The organism is Actinomadura roseirufa (genome assembly GCF_900659635.1).
In the GTDB taxonomy this organism is placed as follows: Bacteria; Actinomycetota; Actinomycetes; order Streptosporangiales; family Streptosporangiaceae; genus Spirillospora; species Spirillospora roseirufa.
In genome coordinates this window covers 1-18,226 of sequence record NZ_CAACVB010000163.1, presented here as the reverse complement: position 1 = coordinate 18,226, position 18,226 = coordinate 1, and the positions used below count along the sequence as shown (strand labels likewise).

The following is an 18,226-nucleotide window of genomic DNA, read 5'->3' as shown; positions in this document are numbered from 1 at the left end:
GGAACGGGCGGCCGGACGGCCACCGGCGCCGTCCGGCGTGCCGGCCGGGTCTGCGGGGGGTGGGCACGGGGGCTCCCGGGTGCGGGCCGGCGCGTGCCGGCGTGGACCGGTCGGGCGCACCTTATCCCTACGAAGCGGGGCGAATCGAAAGATCCGGCAAATGGTCGCGGGGGGCCGGGCGGGACGCCGGGGTCCGGCGGGCCCGGCGCATGGGGCATACTGGAGAGTGGCTGGGAGACTGCCACAACGATCCGTTTTGACCCGTGCCCGCGCGGCTGGGTATCCTGCGGGTTTGTTGTGCGCGTCGACGCCCGCCCGTGAAGGCGGGCGGAGAACGCGAGCGACGTGTCGGTGTGCCCCGTGTGCTCGCGCGCGGCCCCGGCCTCCCGGAGCGCCAGGTCGGATGCAGATCTCTGATCGGCGCGAGCAGGATATCCGCTGAGAAGTCGACGAGAAACGAAGGCTGCGACCGTGCGCACGTACACCCCTAAGCCCGCTGACGTCCAGCGTCAGTGGTACGTCATCGACGCGACCGATGTCGTGCTGGGCCGTCTCGCCAGTCAGGTCGCGCAGCTGCTCCGGGGCAAGCACAAGCCGATCTACGCGCCGCACCTGGACACCGGTGACTTCGTCGTCATCGTGAACGCCGGCAAGGTGGCGCTGTCCGGCAACAAGCTGGAGCAGAAGAAGGCCTACCGGCACTCCGGCTACCCGGGCGGCCTCCGCTCGGTGGCCTACGCCGACCTGCTGGCCAAGCACCCCGAGCGGGCCGTCGAGAAGGCGATCAAGGGCATGCTGCCCAAGAACACCCTCGGCCGGCAGATGTTCGGCAAGGTGAAGGTCTACGCCGGGCCGGAGCACCCGCACCAGGCGCAGAAGCCGGTCCCGTTCGAGATCACCCAGATCAGCCAGATCAAGAAGTGACGCCCGCGCGGGCGACCGCGCGCCGTCGGCAGTAGTGGCCGCCGGGGCACCCGGACGTACCGGGCCCGCCGCCCTGGCTAGAACACCCAAGGAGAACCGTGGACGAGTCCACCGGCACGGAGGCGCCCGCCGAGGGCGCCGAGTTCGACTCGTACGAGGACGCGCCGTCCGAGTACAGCACCGAGACTCCCGAGACCGCGGGCGAGGGCTTCCTCGGCCAGCCGGTCGCGACCGGCCCCGCGGCCGGCACCGGCCGCCGCAAGCAGGCCATCGCGCGGGTCCGCATCGTCCCCGGCTCCGGCCAGTGGAAGATCAACGGCCGTACCCTGGACCAGTACTTCCCGAACAAGGTCCACCAGCAGATCGTGAACGAGCCGTTCGTGCTGCTGGGCCTGGAGGGCCAGTTCGACGTCATCGCCCGGGTGAACGGCGGCGGCACCACCGGCCAGGCCGGTGCGCTGCGCCTCGGCATCGCCCGCGCGCTGCAGTTCGCGAACATCGAGCACCGCCCGGCCCTGAAGAAGGCCGGCTTCCTCACCCGTGACGCGCGGGTGCCGGAGCGCAAGAAGGCCGGTCTCAAGAAGGCCCGTAAGGCTCCGCAGTACAGCAAGCGCTGATCGACCGGCACGAGCCGCCGCACCCCGTGGTCCTGTCCCGGGGGCGGCGGCTCGTCCGCGTTTCCGGGGCGCGCACGGGGAACGTCCTGTGAGGGGCTTGCCGGGACGCCGGACGCGGCGGTGCACGGCCGTTAGATTTGATCGCACGGAGCGGCCGGGGCGTGGGGTCTCGTCCGTCTCCGCGCGGTCTTTTGTGTCGTCTACCGGGAGTTGAACTGTGGGTCGTCTGTTCGGGACCGATGGCGTGCGCGGGCTCGCCAACCGGGATCTGACCGCCCCGCTCGCCATGGACCTGTCCGTCGCGGCGGCGCGGGTCCTGGCCGAGGAGGGCGCGTTCAAGGGGCACCGGCCGCTGGCGGTGGTCGGGCGCGACCCGCGCGCCTCGGGCGAGTTCCTGGAGGCCGCGGTCGTCGCGGGCCTGGCCAGCGCCGGCGTGGAGGTGCTGCGGCTCGGCGTGCTGCCGACCCCGGCGGTGGCGTACCTGACGCACACGCTGGACGCCGACCTCGGCGTGATGCTGTCGGCCTCGCACAACCCGGCCCCCGACAACGGGATCAAGTTCTTCGACCGCAGCGGGTACAAGCTGCCCGACGAGATCGAGGACCGGATCGAGGCGCGGCTCGGCGCGCCGTGGGACCCGCCGACCGGCGCGGGCGTCGGCCGGGTCCGCGAGGCGCACGGCGCGGTCGAGCAGTACGTGGCGCACCTGCTGTCGACGCTGCCGGTGTCATTGGACGGCCTGCGCGTCGTGGTCGACTGCGCCAACGGCGCGTCCAGCGACGTGGCGCCCGAGGCGCTGCGCCGGGCGGGCGCCGAGGTCATCACGATCGGCGCGGCGCCGGACGGGCTGAACATCAACGCCGGGTGCGGCTCGACGCACCTGGAGGCGCTGCAGGCGGCCGTCCGCGAGCACGGCGCGGACGCGGGCATCGCCAACGACGGGGACGCCGACCGCTGCCTCGCGGTGACCGGCTCCGGCGAGATCGTGGACGGCGACCAGATCATGGCGATCCTGGCGCTGGACCTGCGGGAGGCGGGCGTCCTCGCCGCCGACACGGTGGTCGCGACCGTGATGTCCAACCTCGGGTTCAAGCTGGCGATGCGCGAGGCCGGGATCTCGGTGGTGGAGACCGCGGTCGGTGACCGGTACGTGCTGGAGGCCATGAAGGAGGGCGGCTTCGGCTTCGGCGGCGAGCAGTCCGGCCACGTGATCATGCTGGACCACGCCACGACCGGGGACGGCGTCCTCACCGGCCTGCACCTGCTGGCGGCGATCGTGCGCCGGGGCCGCCCGCTGGACGAGCTGGCCAAGGTGATGACGCGCCTGCCGCAGGTGCTCATCAACGTCCGGGGCGTCGACAAGGCCCGCGCGAAGACCTCCCCGGAGCTGGCCGAGGCCGTCGCCGCCGCCGAGGGCGCCCTGGGCGACACCGGCCGCGTGCTGATCCGCCCGAGCGGCACCGAGCCGATGGTCCGCGTGATGGTCGAGGCCGCCTCGCAGGAGCAGGCCCAGACCGTGGCCGAGCACCTGGCGGACACCGTCCGCACGACCCTGTCCTGACCGGGCGCCGAACCGTCTCGAAAGGCACGGTCCGGCGCCCCTTCTCAGCAGCTCGCCAGGAAGTTCTGTAGCGCGTTGTGGTCGGCCCGGGTCACGGGGAGTTCGTACTTCTTGGCGACGGCCACGTACTTGACCGCGTAGGTGCACTGGAAGGCCTTCTGGGGCTTCCATTCGCCGGGGCCCGAGTCGCTCTTCTGGCGGTTGGGGACGCCCCAGACGGCGAGCAGGTTGTCGTGGTCGTTGGCGAAGCGTTCCCGGCGGTCCTCGGGCCAGCGGGAGGCGCCCATGCGCCAGGCGAGGGCGAGCGGGTAGACGTGGTCGATCTGGACCTCGGCGGCGTCGGACTTGGCGAAGGTGATGTCCTTGCCGCTGTACGGGTCGTGCAGGCGGCCCGCCAGGACGACGCAGTCGCCCTTCTTGCTCACCTTGGTGAGGTCGCGGGCGAGGACGTCGTTGCGCTGGTCGCAGCCGTTGTGGTCGGTGTCCTTCCAGCGCGTGCCGAACTTGTCGCGCTTGTAGCCGGAATCGCCGGCCTCGCCCGCGACGCGGAGCGAGGTGAGGTCGCGGCGGGCGCGGCCGGTGTCGCCGGACGCCGGTTTCGCGCCCGCCGGGGCCGGGGAACCGGTGTCGGACAGGCTCACCTTTCCGTCGCATCCCGCCGCCGCGAGGGGGACGGCGAGCGCGAGGGCCGCCACCGCCGTCAGGTTCCGTCCGCGCAGCCCGGTCCGGGAGTGCCACGCCGTCATGTCGTCACCGCCAAGGGGTTTTCGTCGCTCTTCGCCTACTTTGCCGCAGATAAACGATCACACCCTATGACCTGGGCGGGCGGTCACATCACCCTCGCGGTTAGGGCACCATGTGGGGCGTGCTGCACCTGAGAGCGATCGTTCCCAAGGACCGGACGGAGGCCGTCTGCGAAGCGCTGGCGGACTGCCCCGGGGCCACCAACGTGGTCGTCGTCCCGGACGCGGCGCGGTCACCGCGCGGCGACCTGGTGCTCGGCGACGTCGCCCGCGAGGCCGCCAACGAGGTGCTCGCCGCGCTGCGGGCGCTGGGCGTCGAGCGGGACGGGTCGATCGCCGTCGAGCGGATCGACCTGTCGCTGTCGGAGGCGGCGGATCTGGCCGAGCGGCGGGCGCCCGGTCACGGCGACGACGCGGTGGTGTGGGCCGAGCTCGACGAGCAGGTCACCGAGGGGGCCGCGCTGACCTGGTCGTTCGTGGCGTTCCTCGTGCTGGCCACGCAGCTGGCCGCGATCGCCGCGCTGATCGACTCGCCGGTCCTGGTGGTCGGCGCGATGGTGCTCGGCCCGGAGTTCGGCGCGGTCGCGGCGATCTGCTACGGGCTGACGCGCCGCCAGCCGCGGCGGATCGGGAGGGCGGTGTGGACGCTGCTGGCCGGGTTCCTCGTCGCGATCGCGGTGACCTACGTGTGCGCGCTGGTGAGCTGGTGGACGGGGGTGATCGAGACGGACCGGCTGCCGGCCGAGCGGCCGCTGACCGCGTTCATCTACAGCCCGGACCGCTGGTCGTTCATCGTGGCGCTGCTGGCGGGCGCCGCCGGGGTGCTGTCGCTCACGGCGGGCAAGTCGTCGGCGCTGGTCGGCGTCTTCATCTCGGTGACGACCGTGCCCGCCGCCGGGAACCTCGCCGTCGCGCTGGCGCTGCGGCACGGCAGCCAGATCGACGGCTCGCTGCTGCAGCTCGGGGTGAACTTCGCCGGCATGATCATCGCGGGGACGGTGACGCTGCTCCTCCAGCGCGCGGTGTGGGCGGTCGTACTCCGCGGGAGGGGGGCTCGTCAGACCTGAGGGGGACGCGGGCCACACCGGTCAGGGACTAGGTTCGGGACATGCCGATCATCGCCACCCAGGGGCTGACGATGAGGTTCCCCCGGGTGACCGCCCTGGACGACCTCTCGGTGGCCGTCGAACCCGGGGTCGTCGGGCTGGTCGGCGCCAACGGCGCCGGCAAGTCGACGCTCATCAAGATCCTGCTGGGGCTGCTGCCGCCGAGCGCCGGGACGGCGAGCGTGCTGGGCCTCGACATCGCCGCGGAGGGCGCCCGGATCCGCGAGGTCGTCGGGTTCATGCCCGAGTACGACTGCCTGCCGCCGGACGTGTCGGCGACCGAGTTCGTCGTGCACATGGCCCGGATGGGCGGGCTGCCCCCGTCGGCGGCCCGGGAGCGCGCGGCCGACACGCTGCGCCATGTCGGGCTGTACGAGGAGCGCTACCGTCCCATCGGCGGGTACTCGACGGGCATGCGGCAGCGGGTGAAGCTGGCGCAGGCCCTGGTGCACGACCCGCGCCTGGTGTTCCTGGACGAGCCGACCAACGGCCTCGACCCGGCCGGGCGGGACGAGATGCTCGACCTGATCCGCCGGATCGGCGCCGAGTTCGGGATCAGCGTGCTGGTCACCTCGCACCTGCTGGGCGAGCTCGAACGGGTCTGCGACCACGTGGTCATCATCGATGGCGGGAAGCTGCTGCGCTCGCAGGCCGTGGCGGCCTACACCGAGGCCAGCGGCGTGCTCACCGTCGAGGTGGACGAGGGCGGCGACCGGCTCGGGCGGCTGCTGCGCGAGCAGGGCGCCGCCGTCCGCGAGGAGGGCCGCCTCCTCGTCGTCGACATCGCCGGGGAGCCGACCTACGACCTCGTCCGGGACGGCGTCGCCGATCTCGGGCTGCGGCTGATCCGGATGGAGCAGCGCCGCCACCACATCGAGGAGATCTTCCAGGACGGGCCGGGCGCGACGGCGGCGCGGGCTCCGGCGGAGGCCGTGTCCGCGCCGCGTCCCGGAGTCCCGGGCACGGGGCCGGAGGGGGCGCCGCGATGAGCACCAGCACGATCCACGACATCGGCTACCGGCACTACGACGGGCGCCGCAACGGCCGCGCGTACGTGCTGCGGTCGCTGTTCGTGCACAACCTGCGCGCCGCGTACGGCCTCGGCCGGCCGGCCCGCGCCAAGGTGATGCCGTTCCTGCTCGGGGCCATCATGCTGCTGCCCGCGGCGGGGTCGGTGGCGGTCTTCGCGGTCACCGACCGGCCCGAGACGCTGATGCGGTACTCGTCCTACCCGCCGAACCTCCAGGTGATCATCGCGATCTTCCTGGCCACGCAGGCGCCGGTGCTGGCCTCCCGGGAGCTGCGCTTCCGCGTCGTCCCGCTGTACTTCTCGCGGCCGGTGGGCCATCTCGACTTCGTGGTCGCCAAGCTCGCGGCGCTGGTCACCGCGCTGTTCGCGCTGATGGCGGTGCCCGTCACGGTGCTGTACGTCGGGGGCCTGGTGACCAAGGCGCCCGACCCGGGCGATCAGCTGCTGCGCTACCTCGGCGCACTCCTCGGCTGCGCGCTGTTCGCGCTGGTCCTCTCGGCGATCGGGATGGTCGTCGCGGCGTTCACGCCGCGCCGCGGGTTCGGCGTCGCCGCGGTCATCGCGGTGTACATGGTCAGCACCGCGGTGGTGCTGATCGTGCAGGGCATCGCCGAGCAGGAGACCAACTTCACCCTGTCGGGCTGGATGGGGCTGTTCGCGCCGTTCAACCTCGTCGACACCGTCCAGGTGCGGCTGCTCGGCGCGAGCAAGTCGTCGGTGCAGGTGGCGCCGGGCACCGGCGCCGGGGTGGTCGCGCTGGCGCTGTGCGCCGTCATCGTCCTCGGCTCGGTCGCGGTCCTGTACCGCCGGTTCAGGAAGGCGGGCCTGTCGTGAGCGAGCTGCGGCTGGAGGGCGTGTCGCGCTGGTACGGCAACGTCGTCGCCGTCAACGGCGTGTCCATGACGGTCGGCCCCGGCGTCACCGGCCTGCTCGGGCCGAACGGCGCGGGCAAGTCGACGCTGATCCACATGATGGGCGGGTTCCTCGCGCCGTCGTCGGGGACGGTGACGCTGGACGGCACGACGATCTGGCGGAACCCCGGCATCTACCGCCACCTGGGGCTCGTCCCCGAGCGGGAGTCCGCCTACGACTTCCTCACCGGCGAGCAGTTCATCGTCGCGATGGCGAAGCTGCACGGGCTGGACGATCCGGGCGTGGCGGCCCGCCGCGCGATCGCCCGGGTGGAGATGGAGCCCGCCGCCGGGCGGACGATCGGAACCTACTCCAAGGGCATGAAGCAGCGGATCAAGATGGCGTCGGCGCTGGTGCACGACCCGCCCGTGCTGCTGCTGGACGAGCCGTTCAACGGCATGGACCCGCGCCAGCGGCTCCAGCTGATGGACCTGATCCGGCAGATGGCCGCCGAGGGCCGCACGATCCTGTTCAGCTCGCACATCCTGGAGGAGGTCGAGCGGCTCGCCAGCCACATCGAGGTGATCGTCGCGGGCCGGCACGCCGCGTCCGGCGACTTCCGCAAGATCCGGCGGCTGATGACCGACCGGCCGCACATCTTCCTCGTCCGCTCCTCCGACGACCGGCGGCTGGCCGCCGCGGTCATCGCCGACGGCTCGGCGCGCAGCGTCCAGCTGACCGACAAGGGGCTCCAGGTCGAGGCCGTCGACTTCCAGCGCTTCACCTGGCTGCTCCCGCGGGTGTCGCGCGACACCGGCGTCCGGCTGTGGGAGGTCTCCCCGGCGGACGAGTCCCTGGAAAGCGTCTTCTCCTACCTGGTGGACCGATGAACAGCACCATCGCGATGATCACGTTCCGGGCGATGCTCGGCCGGCGCCGGGCGCTGCTGCTGCTCGCGTTGCCGCTGCTGCTGCTGGCGCTGTCGGTCGTGCTGCGCTCCACCGGCTACGACGACCTCGACGTCTCCGAGGACGTCCTGCAGAAGTTCGGGCTGGCGACGCTGCTGCCGCTGCTGGCGCTGATCGCCGGCACCGGCGTGATCGGGCCGGAGATCGACGACGGCCAGCTCATGTACGTGCTGACCAAGCCGGTGCCGCGGCAGGTGATCGTGCTCACGAAGCTGGCCGTGGCGAACGTGCTGGTGGTCGTGTTCGCGGTCGTCCCGGTGCTGCTGTCCGGCCTGGTGCTCACCGGGACGACCGCGCGGATGACGCCCGCGTTCACGGTGGGCGTCCTCGTGGGCGGCCTCGCCTACACCGCGGTGTTCGTGGCGCTGGCGGTGGCCAGCCGCAACGCCGTCACCATCGGCCTGCTGTACGCGCTGGTGTGGGAGTCGCTGCTCGGCAACTTCGCGCCGGGCGCGAAGTCGGCGTCGATCCAGCAGTGGGCGCTGTCGGTCACCGACGCGCTGACGCCGGCGTCGCCGGTCCGGGCGAGCGTGGGACTGGCGGTGGCCGTGCCGCTGCTGGTGCTGGTCACGGCCGCCGCCACGGCCCTGGCGACCTACCGGCTCCGCTCGCTCACGGTGGCCAGCGCCGAGTGACCCCGCACCGGCGCGGGGTGCGCCCGGGACGGCCACCAGCTCCGCTCGCCGAGCAGCGTCAGCAGCGCCGGGAGCATGAGGACGCGGACGACGAACGCGTCCAGCAGGACGCCCGCGGCCAGCACGAAGCCGATCTGCTTCATCTCGATCAGCGACAGGAACACGAACGTCGCGAAGACCGTCATCATCACCACCGCGGCCGAGGTGACGACGCCCGCCGACCGGCCGATGCCGTCGACGACGGCCTCCCGGGTCGGGACTCCGGCCTGGACGGCCTCCCGGATGCGGCTGACGACGAAGACCTGATAGTCCATCGCCAGCCCGAACAGGATCACGAACAGGAACAGCGGCACCCGGGCGCCGATCCGGCCGCTGGAGGTGAAGCCGAGCAGGCCCTCGGCCCAGGTGTGCTGGAACACCAGGACGAGCAGGCCGAACGAGGCCGCCGCCGACAGCAGATTCAGCGCGATGCCGACGAGCCCCATCACCACCGACCGGAACGCCCAGACCGTCATCGCGTAGGTCACCAGCAGCAGGAACCCGATCACCCACGGGAGCTTGGAGTCCTGGTGGGCGAGGTAGTCGACGTCGCGGGCGACGTCGCCGGTCACCGCGACCTCGGCGCCCTGGACCCGTCCGACGGTGGCGGGCACTTGCTCGTGCCGCAGCCGGTCGAGCGACGCCTTGGCCCGCTCGCCGCTCACCCGGTACGGGACGGCCAGTTCCAGCGACGCGACCCGCCGGTCGGCCGACACCCGCGGCTCCGGCGCCGTCGTCCCGGGGCGGGCGGCCTGCCGGGCGAGGTCCCGCAGCGCCGCGCCGACCTGCGCGGACCGCTCGGGGGCGGCGCGCACGACGACCTGGTGGGTGGCGAGCTCCTCCGGAAACGCCGCGGTCAGCCGGTCGTACTCGCGGACCTCGGGGATCTTCCGGGAGAACGAGTCGATGCCCTCGACGCCGAGCTTCAGCCCGAGCCCGGGGGCGGCCAGGGCCAGCAGCGCGGCGGTGGCGACGCCCAGCGTGAGCGCCGGGTGCCGGACGGACGGCCGTAGCAGCACCGCCCACATCCGCCCGCCGCGCTCGCGGCGCTCGCGGTACGGGCGCCCGCGGCGGTCCAGCTTGGCCAGCAGCGCGGGCAGCGCGGTCAGCGAGCTGACCATCGCCACCGCCACCACGATGATCGTCCCGGTGGCCAGCGAGGAGAAGATCACGTCGGTGGCCAGGTAGAGGCACGCGGTCGAGACGATCACCGCGAGGCCGGACACGACGATCGCGCGCCCGGCGGTGGCCGCGGCGAGCTCCACCGCCGCCGCGGCGTCGAGCTCGCCGCGGGCCCGCTCCTCCCGCTCGCGCTTGAGGTAGAAGAGCGAGTAGTCGACGCCGACGGCCATGCCGATCAGCAGGATCAGGTTGTTGCCGACCCCCGCGTCCGGGAGCACGTGGGAGACGAGCATCGACAGGCCCATGGCCGCCGCGATCGACGACAGGGCCAGCAGCACGGGCACGCCCGCCGCGAGGATCGAGCCGAACGCCACCAGCAGGACGAGCAGCGTCACCGGCAGCGTGAGCATCTCCGACAGCTGGAGGTCCTTGCCCCGCTGCTTCTCGACGCCCTTGCTGACCGAGCGCCGCCCCGCCTCCACGACCCGGACGTCCGGATGCGCCGCCCGGACCGCGTCCGTCTGCGCGCGCAGCGCGCCGACGTCGTCCTTCGCGGTGATCTCGTCGCCGCGCATGGAGACCGTGACCAGCAGGGACTTCCCGTCGGCGGAGCGGCGCGGAGCGGCGACCCCGATCACCTCGGGCAGCGCCCGCATCCGCCGGGTCACGTCCGCGACCGCGGCGTCCGCACCGGGCCCGGCCTCCACCCGCACGTACTCGACGGGCGCGCGCAGCAGCCCGCCGTCCTCGGCCATGGCCTCGGCCCGGCCCGCCTCACCGATCCGGTAGTCGGCGCCGCCGGCCTGGACGCCGCCGACCGTTGCTCCGATCACCAGGCACAGGACGACGAACGCGAACCAGCCGGCGATGGCGCGCCACGGGTGCCGGGCGCTCCAGACCGCGATCCGCACCGTGACGGGACGGCCGCGCGGTTTGCTTTCGAGCAGCATGAGCTGCTCTCCTTTCCCTAGGAAACGTGTGCGTGTTCAGGCACGCCGTTCAGGCGTGGTCGTGCTGTTTCCGCCTTCCGGGGGGACGAGTGGCAGCTCGTCCCCCCGGACTCCTCAGCCGATGTCGCGGAGCAGGCCCTCGACGGCGGCGACTCGCTCGCTCAGCTCCGCGAGCCTCGTCTGTGTCTCCTTCTGCTGTTGCACGGACTCCTGTGCGATCGAGCGGAACCGCTCCAGCTCCCGCGCCAGCGTTTCGGTGCGGTGCCGTTCGAACCGGAAGTAGGCGACGAAGCTGCCGGTGATGGCGCCGCCCAGGATGAGAATCACCGCGATGGGGATCACCACGGAGCCGACGTCCTTCACTGCGGGCTCTCCTTCTCCTCGTCCGCGCGGAGAGCCGCGAGGACCGTTCCAGTGGTCAGGTGCAGGTCGAACGGGACGAGCTCGAAGTACTTCAGCGCCTTCCCGTCCGGTGACAGCTCCAGGCTCCCCGCGACCAGCCCGGCCTTCTCCAGCCGTTCCAGATGCAGGTAGAGCAGTGGCCGGGAGATGCCGAGGCGGCGCGCCAGCTCGCTGACGTGCACCCGGCCCTCGGCCAGCGCGCCGATCACCCGCAGCCGCTGCGGGTGCCCGATCGCCGCGAGCGCGGCGAGCAGTTCCTCACTGGTCAGCGTCCCGTCCCTACTGTCCGCTCTATCACCTGTTAGTGAAGACTGACAGGTGAAGGCGGTCAATGTCAACGCGTTCACCTGGGAGGACGGAGATCAGGAGCCGGACGACCGGTGTCGCCCGGTCAGCGCGGGACCTCGCTGAACCACTCGCGGCCCATCAGGAGGCCGAAGACGGGCACCGGGAGGCGGACCAGGGCCTGCATGAACCCGGCCGGGCGTCCCGTGCCATGGGTCTGTGAATGGTGCGCGGCCAGCGCGGCACGCTTCTGCCGGGCGAAGAGGCGCACGTCCACCCGGTGGGTGATGGCCGAGCGCGGGCTGTAGACCCGGGCCATTGCCTCGCGGTCGTAGGGGAAGGGGATCCACAGCAGGCGGATCAGCGTGGCGAGGCGGGCGACGGCGTCGCGGGGCATCGTGGCCTCCAGGAGGCGGACGCCCCCTGCGAGCGCGGCGGCGCGCCGGGCGACGGCGTGGACCCGGACGTGGTCGCGGTGGCCGTAGCCGCCGTTCGCGTCGTAGCCGAGCAGGAGCGAGGCGTTCTCCTCGCGGAGGACGGCGGCGAGCCGTCCGGCGGCCTCGGCGGTGCTCGCCCGGACGAACCGGACGCGATCCGGCGGATCGGGGTAGAGCAGCGCGCCGTGGCCGCTGTCGGCGTAGCCGAGGTGGACGACCCGAGCCGCGCCGAGCGCCGCCGCGCTCGCCCTCAGCTCGGCCAGCCGCGGCGAACCGCCGTCCGGGACGGCTCCCATGACGCCGTCGGTGGCGACCACGAGGACCACGCGGTGGCCCTCGGCGGCGGCGCGCGCGAGCGTGCCGCCGGTGAGCAGGGCCTCGTCATCGGGGTGGGCGTGGAACGCCACGACGGTCGCCATGGTGGGAACCTAGGGCGTCGGCGTCTCGGTGAGACGGATGAGGGTCGTGAGGAGCTCGGAGACCTGGACGGGGTCGAGTTCGCCGAAGGACTGCTCGGCTCGCTGGTAGGAGCCTTTATAGAGGGTGACCCGGGTCAGTGTCTGCTCGGCGTACTCCTCCGGGGCGATCACGCGGACACCGGGGTCGAGGTCGACGAAGACGCTGGACTCCCTGCCGACCGCGCACGAGACGTGCCGCTGGAAGCCGCCGGTCTCCTTGTCGCCGAGCCGCCAGCCGCGGTCGGCGAGGCCGAGGACCCGCCCGAAGTGCACCGTGCGCCCTTCGAAACGTTCCAGCCGGCTCGCGTCCCGCTCCTTGTCGGTGAGCGTGTGCACGGAGCGGCCGAGCTGCGGGAAGGGCTGGAGGATCTCGTAGTCGGCGAAGACCTCCGACCAGGCGCCGAGGTCGTGGAGGTGTAGTGGGTGGGGCAGCCGCACCTGGGCGTCCGGCGCGAGGGTGAACACGTCGTCGCGGACGTCGGCGAGGGAGCGGTCCTCGGCGACGCGGAAGGCGGTGCCGTCGGCGGTCCAGACGAGCCGCCGGGCGATGTGCGAGGACAGCGGATGCCGCAGGAAGAGGTTCTCGAAGTCCCCGGCCGTCCAGGCGCGGCCGGCCAGCATCGCGGCCTCCATGCGCTTGATCTGGTCCGCGGCGACGGCCCGCGCCTCCTTCTTCAGCGCGGTGAAGCGCGCGTAGGCGGCGGGGGCGAGGGCCTCGTCGTCCTTGACGCCGGGCTTGGGCAGGGACGCGCGGCGCTTGCCGTCCTCGCCGGTGACGAACGGCTTGAGCCGCTCGTCGAACCCCACGGTGAAGCGGCGCGGGCCGTAGTCGAGGGTCAGCCCGCCCTCGGCGTCCAGGCCCAGGTGGGGGACGAGCCGGTCGGCGAGCTGCGCGGTGCCCAGCCCGCGCGCGCGGGCGACGCTGTTGAGCCTGGCCTCGGCGTAGGGCCGCATCCTCTTCTTGTCCGCCGCCTTCCGCGTGAGCAGGTCTAGCTGCCGGAGGGCGGCGTCGGTGCCGATCGCGACGAACACGTCGAGAACCTTCAGGCCGTTGCGGTACCAGACGGTCGCCTTGTCCCAGCGGACGGCCCGGTCGCCGAGCCGCGCGGCGGTCTCGTCGTCACCGAACCGGCCGAGCGCGTACTCGGCCCCGGGGGAGGCGAAGCGCTTCTCCCGCGGCTCGGAGGTGTACAGCGCCCAGGCGAGCTCGGCCAGGGACGCCGGGTCCAGCGCCTCGGCGACCGGCTCGACGCCCGCGTAAGGCTCGCCGGGGGAGGAGATGAGCAGCATCGTCACCAGGGCGCGGACCGCCTCCGCCGGGAGCGCGAGGTTCCGCCCGCGCAGCAGGACCGGAGGTAGCGCGGCGAGGTCGAAGCCCGGCTCGGGCAGCGGGTCGGGGTAGCGGTCGAGTGGGTCGGCGCCGAGCGCGGTGACCGCCCGCGCCGCCTCGTCGCCGTACACCCGCGCGGCCTCGGCCACGGCCTCGACGCCGTGCGCGTCGATGATCTCCAGGATGATCTCGGTGGCGCGCTCGCGCTTGGGCCCGGGGGTGCGGAACACGTCCGGCACGATCAGGCGCGCGGCGGCGGGACCGTGCTTGGCGAACCACGCCCGGGCGCGGGGGCGCTGGTGGCCGTCCGGCAAGGCCTTGATCATGATCTGTGCGATGTCGGCGTCGATGAAGGGGCTGAGCGCGCCGACGTACCCGACCCGCTCCTTGCTCCTCCGCACGGCCATGGGCAGCGCCCTCATGCCGTGACGGGCCACGATGCCGTTCAGCGCGTCGTAGTCCCAGTACCCGTCGATGGGCCGGTCGCCGTCGAGGACGCGCAGGGCCACCTCCTCCGGGCCGTGCAGCAGGAGCGAGGCCAGCCGGAAGCGGTCGACCTCCGCCCCGGCGGAGAACTCCGCGGCGATCGCCTCCCAGTCGGTGTCCCCGGGCGGGGCGGGATGGCGCGCGTGGGCCTTCGCCGTCCACTCCTCCCGCTCACCGGGTGACCAGCGGAGTTCGGTCGGGTCCTTCGGCGCCTTCAGGCCCTTGAGGACGACCGGCTCACGCGGGCCGGCGGTCCGCGTCCAGGGCGGCGCCGTCAGCAGCGGCGGCAGCGCGTTCGCGGGGGCCTCTTCGACGGAGAGCGGGGAGCTTTGCGTCATTTCTCCTGGTCTTCCGTGGGTCCGGATGAAGATCGTGACACCCGGAAGACTCTCGTACTCGCGCGTATGTTCCCCCGAAAGCGGATATTTCTGTCCGGCTCAGATCCGGCGCAGCCGGACGCGCTGGACGGCGTGCTCGCGGTCCTTGTGCAGGACGAGGGTGGCGCGGGCGCGGGTGGGGAGGATGTTGGAGACCAGGTTGATCTCGTTGACGTCCCGCCAGACGCGCTGGGCGAACGCGGCGGTCTCGTCCTCGTCCAGCTCGTGGGCGTACTTGTGGAAGTACGAGCGGGGGTCGGTGAAGGCGGTGCGGCGCAGCGCGAACAGCCGGTCGACGTACCACTGCCGGATGTCCTCGACGCGGGCGTCCACGTAGATCGAGAAGTCGAAGAAGTCCGACACGCCGAGGGCGCCCGCGGGCGGGGCCTGCAGCACGTTGAGGCCCTCGACGATGAGGATGTCGGGCCGCCGGACGGTCTGGGCCGCGCCCGGCACGACGTCGTACTCCAGGTGCGAGTAGACGGGGATCGACTGCTCCCGCGCGCCCGCCTTGATCGAGGACACGAAGCGGACGAGGGCGCGCCGGTCGTAGGACTCGGGGAAGCCCTTGCGGTCCATGATCCCGCGCTCGGTCAGCACCGCGTTGGGGTACAGGAAGCTGTCGGTCGTCACCAGCTCGACTGTCGGGTGCTCGGGCCAGCGGGCCAGCAGCGTGCGCAGCAGCCGCGACGTCGTAGACTTGCCGACCGCGACGCTGCCCGCCACGCCGATGATGAACGGGGTCGGCTCCACGTGGCCGCCGAGGAAGCCGCTGACGGTGTCGCGCAGCCGCGTGTCGGACAGGAAGAACAGGTTCAGCAGCCGCGACAGCGGCAGGTAGATGTCCTCGACCTCGGCGATGTCGATCGGGTCGCGCAGTCCGCGCAGCGCGTCCAGCTCACCGGGGGTCAGCGGCAGCGGCGTGCTCTCGCGCAGGGCGCGCCAGGCGTCCCGGGAGAGTTCCACATAGGGGCTCGGCACGCTGTCCCATCCGCTCGTCATGGCTGAACAGTAACCGCGCGTTCAGTCCGGTTCCGCTGAGTTCACCGGCAGTCCACGCTAGCGTCACCCACACGCGCCACGCGCTGGTAGGTCCCGCGATGGACATTGAATAGGCTTGCCGTCATGTGCGGAATCGTGGGTTACGTGGGCGGCAGGCCGGCGCTCGAGGTGGTGGTCGAGGGGCTGGCGCGGCTGGAGTACCGCGGCTACGACTCGGCCGGGGTGGCCGTGCTGGCCGACGGGACGCTGGCGACGGCCAAGCGCGCGGGCAAGCTGGTGAACCTGCGGGACGCGCTGGCGGAGGAGCCGCCGCCCGCCGGGACGATCGGGATGGGCCACACCCGCTGGGCGACCCACGGACCGCCGAACGACCGCAACGCGCACCCGCACGTCGACTGCACCGGCACCGTCGCCGTGATCCACAACGGGATCATCGAGAACTTCTCGGCGCTGCGCGGCGAGCTGGAGGAGGCCGGGCACAAGCTCGGCTCCGACACCGACACCGAGGCCGTCGCCCACCTGCTGGAGGACGAGCTGAAGGGCGGCGGCGACCTCGCCGCCGCGATGCGCCGGGTCTGCGGCCGCCTGGAGGGCGCGTTCACGCTCGTCGCCATGCACACCGGCGACCCCGACCTCGTGGTGGGCGCGCGCCGCAACTCCCCCCTGGTGGTCGGCGTCGGCGACGGGGAGAACTTCCTCGCCAGCGACGTGTCGGCGTTCATCGAGCACACCCGCGACGCCATCGAGCTCGGCCAGGACCAGGTCGTCGAGCTGCGTCCTGGCGGGGTGACGGTCACCGACTTCGAGGGCCGCCCGGCCGAGGTGACCGAGTACCACGTCGACTGGGACGTGTCGGCCGCCGAGAAGGGCGGCTACGACTACTTCATGCTCAAGGAGATCGCCGAGCAGCCGCGCGCGGTCGCCGACACGCTGCTCGGCCGGATCGGCGCCGACGGCCGGCTGACGCTGGACGAGATGCGCATGTCCGACCGGGAGCTGCGCGAGGTCGACAAGATCATCATCGTGGCCTGCGGCACGTCCTACCACGCCGGGCTGATCGCCAAGTACGCCATCGAGCACTGGGCGGGGCTGCCCTGCGAGGTGGAGCTGGCCAGCGAGTTCCGCTACCGCGACGCGATCCTCTCGCCGACGACGCTGGTCATCGCGATCTCCCAGTCCGGCGAGACGATGGACGCGCTGATGGCCGTCCGGCACGCCCGCGAGCAGAAGGCCAAGCTGCTCGGCATCTGCAACGTCAACGGCTCCACGCTGCCCCGCGAGTGCGACGGCGTGCTCTACACGCACGCCGGGCCGGAGATCGCCGTCGCGTCCACCAAGGCGTTCCTGACCCAGCTCGTCGCGGTCTACCTGATCGCGCTGTACATCGCCCAGGTGCGCGGCACCAAGTGGGGCGACGAGGTCTTCGCCATGGTGCAGCTGCTGGAGCGGATGCCCGAGAAGGTGGAGAAGGTCCTGGAGACCATGGAGCCGGTCCGGGAGCTGGCCCGGTCGCTGGCGGGGGAGCGGTGCGTGCTGTTCCTCGGCCGCCACGTGGGCTTCCCGGTCGCCCTGGAGGGCGCGCTGAAGCTCAAGGAGCTGGCGTACATGCACGCCGAGGGCTTCGCTGCGGGCGAGCTCAAGCACGGCCCGATCGCGCTGATCGAGCCGGGCCTGCCGGTCGTGGTGGTGGTGCCGCCGCGCGCCCGCGCCGTCCTGCACGACAAGATCGTCTCCAACATCCAGGAGATCCGCGCCCGCGGCGCCCGCACGATCGTGATCGCCGAGGAGGGCGACGCCTCGGTGGAGCCCTACGCCGACACGCTGATCGGCGTCCCCGCCGTCCCGACCCTGCTGCAGCCGCTGGTCACGACCGTCCCGCTGCAGGTCTTCGCGTGCGAGCTGGCCACCGCCAAGGGCCACGACGTCGACCAGCCCCGCAACCTGGCCAAGTCCGTCACCGTCGAGTGACCGTATAACGGCCCGGTCACGAACCGGGCCGTCCGCAACCGGCCGCGCCCGGGTCGCGTCCCAGAGGGACCGATCCGGCACGGCGGGAGGACGCGGATGGCCCGGCGAGGCGACGACGGCGCGTTCGGGGTCGAGGCGCACGGTGTGACGCGCCGGTTCGGCGAGGTGCACGCCCTGCGCGGGCTCGACCTGACCGTCCCGTACGGGCAGGTCACCGCGCTGGTGGGGGCGAACGGCGCGGGCAAGACCACGCTGCTGCTCGTCCTGGCGACGCTGCTGGCCCCCGACGGCGGGACCGTCCGGGTCGCCGGGCACGACGTCGCGCGCCGCCCCCTCGACGCGCGCGGCGCGCTCGGCTGGATGCCCGACACGTTCGGCGTGTACGACCAGCTCACGGTGGACGAGTACCTCGCCTTCTTCGCCGACGCCTACGGGCTGTCCCGGGCCGAGAAGCCGCGCCGGATCCGCGCCCTGCTCTCCCTCGTCCACCTGGAGGAGCACCTCGGACGGCCCGTGCACGCCCTGTCGCGGGGCCAGAAGCAGCGGCTCGGCGTGGCCCGCGCGCTGGTGCACCGGCCGCGGGTCCTGCTGCTGGACGAGCCGGCGTCCGGCCTCGACCCGCGCTCGCGGGTGGAGCTGCGCGATCTGCTGCGGTCGCTGGCGGCGGACGGGGTGGCGGTGCTGGTGTCCAGCCACGTCCTCAGCGAGCTGGAGGAGGTCGCCGACCGCGTCGTGCTGGTCGACCGGGGCAGGACGGCCGGGGAGCACGCCATGGCGGAGCTGGCCGGGGCCGCGGCCGCCCACGTCCGGTGGCGGATCCGCTCCCTGGACCCCGGGCGGCTGGCGGCCGCGCTGGCGGAGGTCCTGGCGGAGATGCCCGCGCGGGCGCCGGGGGAGGCGCCGGGGCCCGAGCCCGTCCGCGACCTGCCGGGCG

Annotated in this window: 17 protein-coding genes; 10 read left to right on the top strand and 7 right to left on the bottom strand. The window is 72.7% G+C overall.

Annotated features, from left to right (window positions below):
- Positions 1 to 471 precede the first annotated feature (471 nt).
- The 3 genes from rplM (at position 472) to glmM (ending at position 3,102) form a co-directional block, all read left to right on the top strand.
- Complete coding sequence (gene rplM / locus E1291_RS27960; protein WP_131741072.1) at positions 472 to 924, top strand: 50S ribosomal protein L13; 453 nt, start codon at positions 472 to 474, stop codon at positions 922 to 924.
- Positions 925 to 1,022: 98 nt separating this feature from the next.
- Complete coding sequence (gene rpsI, locus E1291_RS27955; protein ID WP_131741071.1) at positions 1,023 to 1,541, top strand: 30S ribosomal protein S9; 519 nt, start codon at positions 1,023 to 1,025, stop codon at positions 1,539 to 1,541.
- A gap of 217 nt (positions 1,542 to 1,758) precedes the next feature.
- Positions 1,759 to 3,102 carry a phosphoglucosamine mutase gene (gene glmM / locus E1291_RS27950; protein ID WP_131741070.1) on the top strand — a complete coding sequence of 448 codons (1,344 nt, stop codon included), beginning with the start codon at positions 1,759 to 1,761 and terminating at the stop codon, positions 3,100 to 3,102.
- 44 nt (positions 3,103 to 3,146) lie between these two features.
- Here glmM and E1291_RS27945 read toward each other — a convergent pair whose 3' ends face one another.
- Complete coding sequence (locus E1291_RS27945; RefSeq protein ID WP_131741069.1) at positions 3,147 to 3,848, bottom strand: HNH endonuclease family protein; 702 nt, start codon at positions 3,846 to 3,848, stop codon at positions 3,147 to 3,149.
- Positions 3,849 to 3,967: 119 nt separating this feature from the next.
- Here E1291_RS27945 and E1291_RS27940 point away from each other — a divergent pair, with 119 nt between their 5' ends.
- Genes E1291_RS27940 through E1291_RS27920 form a run of 5 tightly spaced genes read left to right on the top strand, consistent with a single transcriptional unit; the run spans position 3,968 to position 8,436 of the window.
- Positions 3,968 to 4,912: a DUF389 domain-containing protein gene (locus tag E1291_RS27940; RefSeq protein ID WP_131741068.1), complete on the top strand. Its 945-nt coding sequence runs from the start codon at positions 3,968 to 3,970 to the stop codon at positions 4,910 to 4,912.
- A gap of 41 nt (positions 4,913 to 4,953) precedes the next feature.
- The gene (locus tag E1291_RS27935; RefSeq protein ID WP_131741067.1) at positions 4,954 to 5,940 is read left to right on the top strand and encodes an ABC transporter ATP-binding protein; all 987 of its coding nucleotides are present in this window, start codon (positions 4,954 to 4,956) and stop codon (positions 5,938 to 5,940) included.
- The gene (locus E1291_RS27930) at positions 5,937 to 6,815 is read left to right on the top strand and encodes an ABC transporter permease (RefSeq protein ID WP_131741066.1); all 879 of its coding nucleotides are present in this window, start codon (positions 5,937 to 5,939) and stop codon (positions 6,813 to 6,815) included. Before E1291_RS27935 ends, E1291_RS27930 begins: the two co-directional genes overlap by 4 nt.
- A complete protein-coding gene (locus E1291_RS27925; protein ID WP_131741065.1) occupies positions 6,812 to 7,723 on the top strand; it encodes an ABC transporter ATP-binding protein in 912 nt (303 codons plus the stop codon). The genes E1291_RS27930 and E1291_RS27925 overlap by 4 nt, the downstream gene beginning before the upstream one ends.
- Complete coding sequence (locus E1291_RS27920; protein WP_131741064.1) at positions 7,720 to 8,436, top strand: ABC transporter permease; 717 nt, start codon at positions 7,720 to 7,722, stop codon at positions 8,434 to 8,436. The genes E1291_RS27925 and E1291_RS27920 overlap by 4 nt, the downstream gene beginning before the upstream one ends.
- On the opposite strand, the gene E1291_RS27915 is transcribed toward E1291_RS27920, so the two are convergent.
- From E1291_RS27915 to coaA, 6 genes are all read right to left on the bottom strand, one after another.
- Positions 8,397 to 10,547 (bottom strand): MMPL family transporter, encoded by a 2,151-nt coding sequence (locus E1291_RS27915; RefSeq protein WP_131741063.1) that lies wholly within the window; start codon positions 10,545 to 10,547, stop codon positions 8,397 to 8,399. The genes E1291_RS27920 and E1291_RS27915 overlap by 40 nt on opposite strands.
- Before the next feature lie 114 nt (positions 10,548 to 10,661).
- The gene (locus E1291_RS27910) at positions 10,662 to 10,910 is read right to left on the bottom strand and encodes a hypothetical protein (RefSeq protein WP_131741062.1); all 249 of its coding nucleotides are present in this window, start codon (positions 10,908 to 10,910) and stop codon (positions 10,662 to 10,664) included.
- Positions 10,907 to 11,287 (bottom strand): ArsR/SmtB family transcription factor, encoded by a 381-nt coding sequence (locus E1291_RS27905; RefSeq protein WP_242614417.1) that lies wholly within the window; start codon positions 11,285 to 11,287, stop codon positions 10,907 to 10,909. The genes E1291_RS27910 and E1291_RS27905 overlap by 4 nt, the downstream gene beginning before the upstream one ends.
- Before the next feature lie 53 nt (positions 11,288 to 11,340).
- The gene (locus E1291_RS27900; RefSeq protein ID WP_131741061.1) at positions 11,341 to 12,090 is read right to left on the bottom strand and encodes a PIG-L deacetylase family protein; all 750 of its coding nucleotides are present in this window, start codon (positions 12,088 to 12,090) and stop codon (positions 11,341 to 11,343) included.
- Between the two features lie 9 nt (positions 12,091 to 12,099).
- Positions 12,100 to 14,283, bottom strand: coding sequence for a DUF4132 domain-containing protein (locus E1291_RS27895; protein WP_131741060.1), 2,184 nt, complete (start codon positions 14,281 to 14,283; stop codon positions 12,100 to 12,102).
- 99 nt (positions 14,284 to 14,382) lie between these two features.
- Positions 14,383 to 15,324 carry a type I pantothenate kinase gene (coaA, locus tag E1291_RS27890; RefSeq protein ID WP_131741059.1) on the bottom strand — a complete coding sequence of 314 codons (942 nt, stop codon included), beginning with the start codon at positions 15,322 to 15,324 and terminating at the stop codon, positions 14,383 to 14,385.
- 123 nt (positions 15,325 to 15,447) lie between these two features.
- On the opposite strand from coaA, the gene glmS reads away from it, so the two are divergent.
- Together glmS and E1291_RS27880 are read left to right on the top strand one after the other, a co-directional pair.
- Positions 15,448 to 17,292 (top strand): glutamine--fructose-6-phosphate transaminase (isomerizing), encoded by a 1,845-nt coding sequence (glmS, locus tag E1291_RS27885; protein ID WP_131741058.1) that lies wholly within the window; start codon positions 15,448 to 15,450, stop codon positions 17,290 to 17,292.
- A gap of 96 nt (positions 17,293 to 17,388) precedes the next feature.
- Positions 17,389 to 18,226 (top strand): ABC transporter ATP-binding protein (locus tag E1291_RS27880; protein WP_131741057.1); only part of this gene is annotated, 838 nt, incomplete at its 3' end.

Excerpts from the sequence above, each read along its gene's own strand:
- E1291_RS27945 (WP_131741069.1), bottom strand. The coding sequence starts at position 3,848 with ATGACGGCGTGGCACTCCCGGACCGGGCTGCGCGGACGGAACCTGACG.
- E1291_RS27935 (WP_131741067.1), top strand. The coding sequence starts at position 4,954 with ATGCCGATCATCGCCACCCAGGGGCTGACGATGAGGTTCCCCCGGGTG.
- E1291_RS27930 (WP_131741066.1), top strand. The coding sequence starts at position 5,937 with ATGAGCACCAGCACGATCCACGACATCGGCTACCGGCACTACGACGGG.
- E1291_RS27920 (WP_131741064.1), top strand. The coding sequence starts at position 7,720 with ATGAACAGCACCATCGCGATGATCACGTTCCGGGCGATGCTCGGCCGG.
- E1291_RS27915 (WP_131741063.1), bottom strand. The coding sequence starts at position 10,547 with ATGCTGCTCGAAAGCAAACCGCGCGGCCGTCCCGTCACGGTGCGGATC.
- E1291_RS27900 (WP_131741061.1), bottom strand. The coding sequence starts at position 12,090 with ATGGCGACCGTCGTGGCGTTCCACGCCCACCCCGATGACGAGGCCCTG.
- E1291_RS27895 (WP_131741060.1), bottom strand. The coding sequence starts at position 14,283 with ATGACGCAAAGCTCCCCGCTCTCCGTCGAAGAGGCCCCCGCGAACGCG.
- coaA (WP_131741059.1), bottom strand. The coding sequence starts at position 15,324 with ATGACGAGCGGATGGGACAGCGTGCCGAGCCCCTATGTGGAACTCTCC.
- glmS (WP_131741058.1), top strand. The coding sequence starts at position 15,448 with ATGTGCGGAATCGTGGGTTACGTGGGCGGCAGGCCGGCGCTCGAGGTG.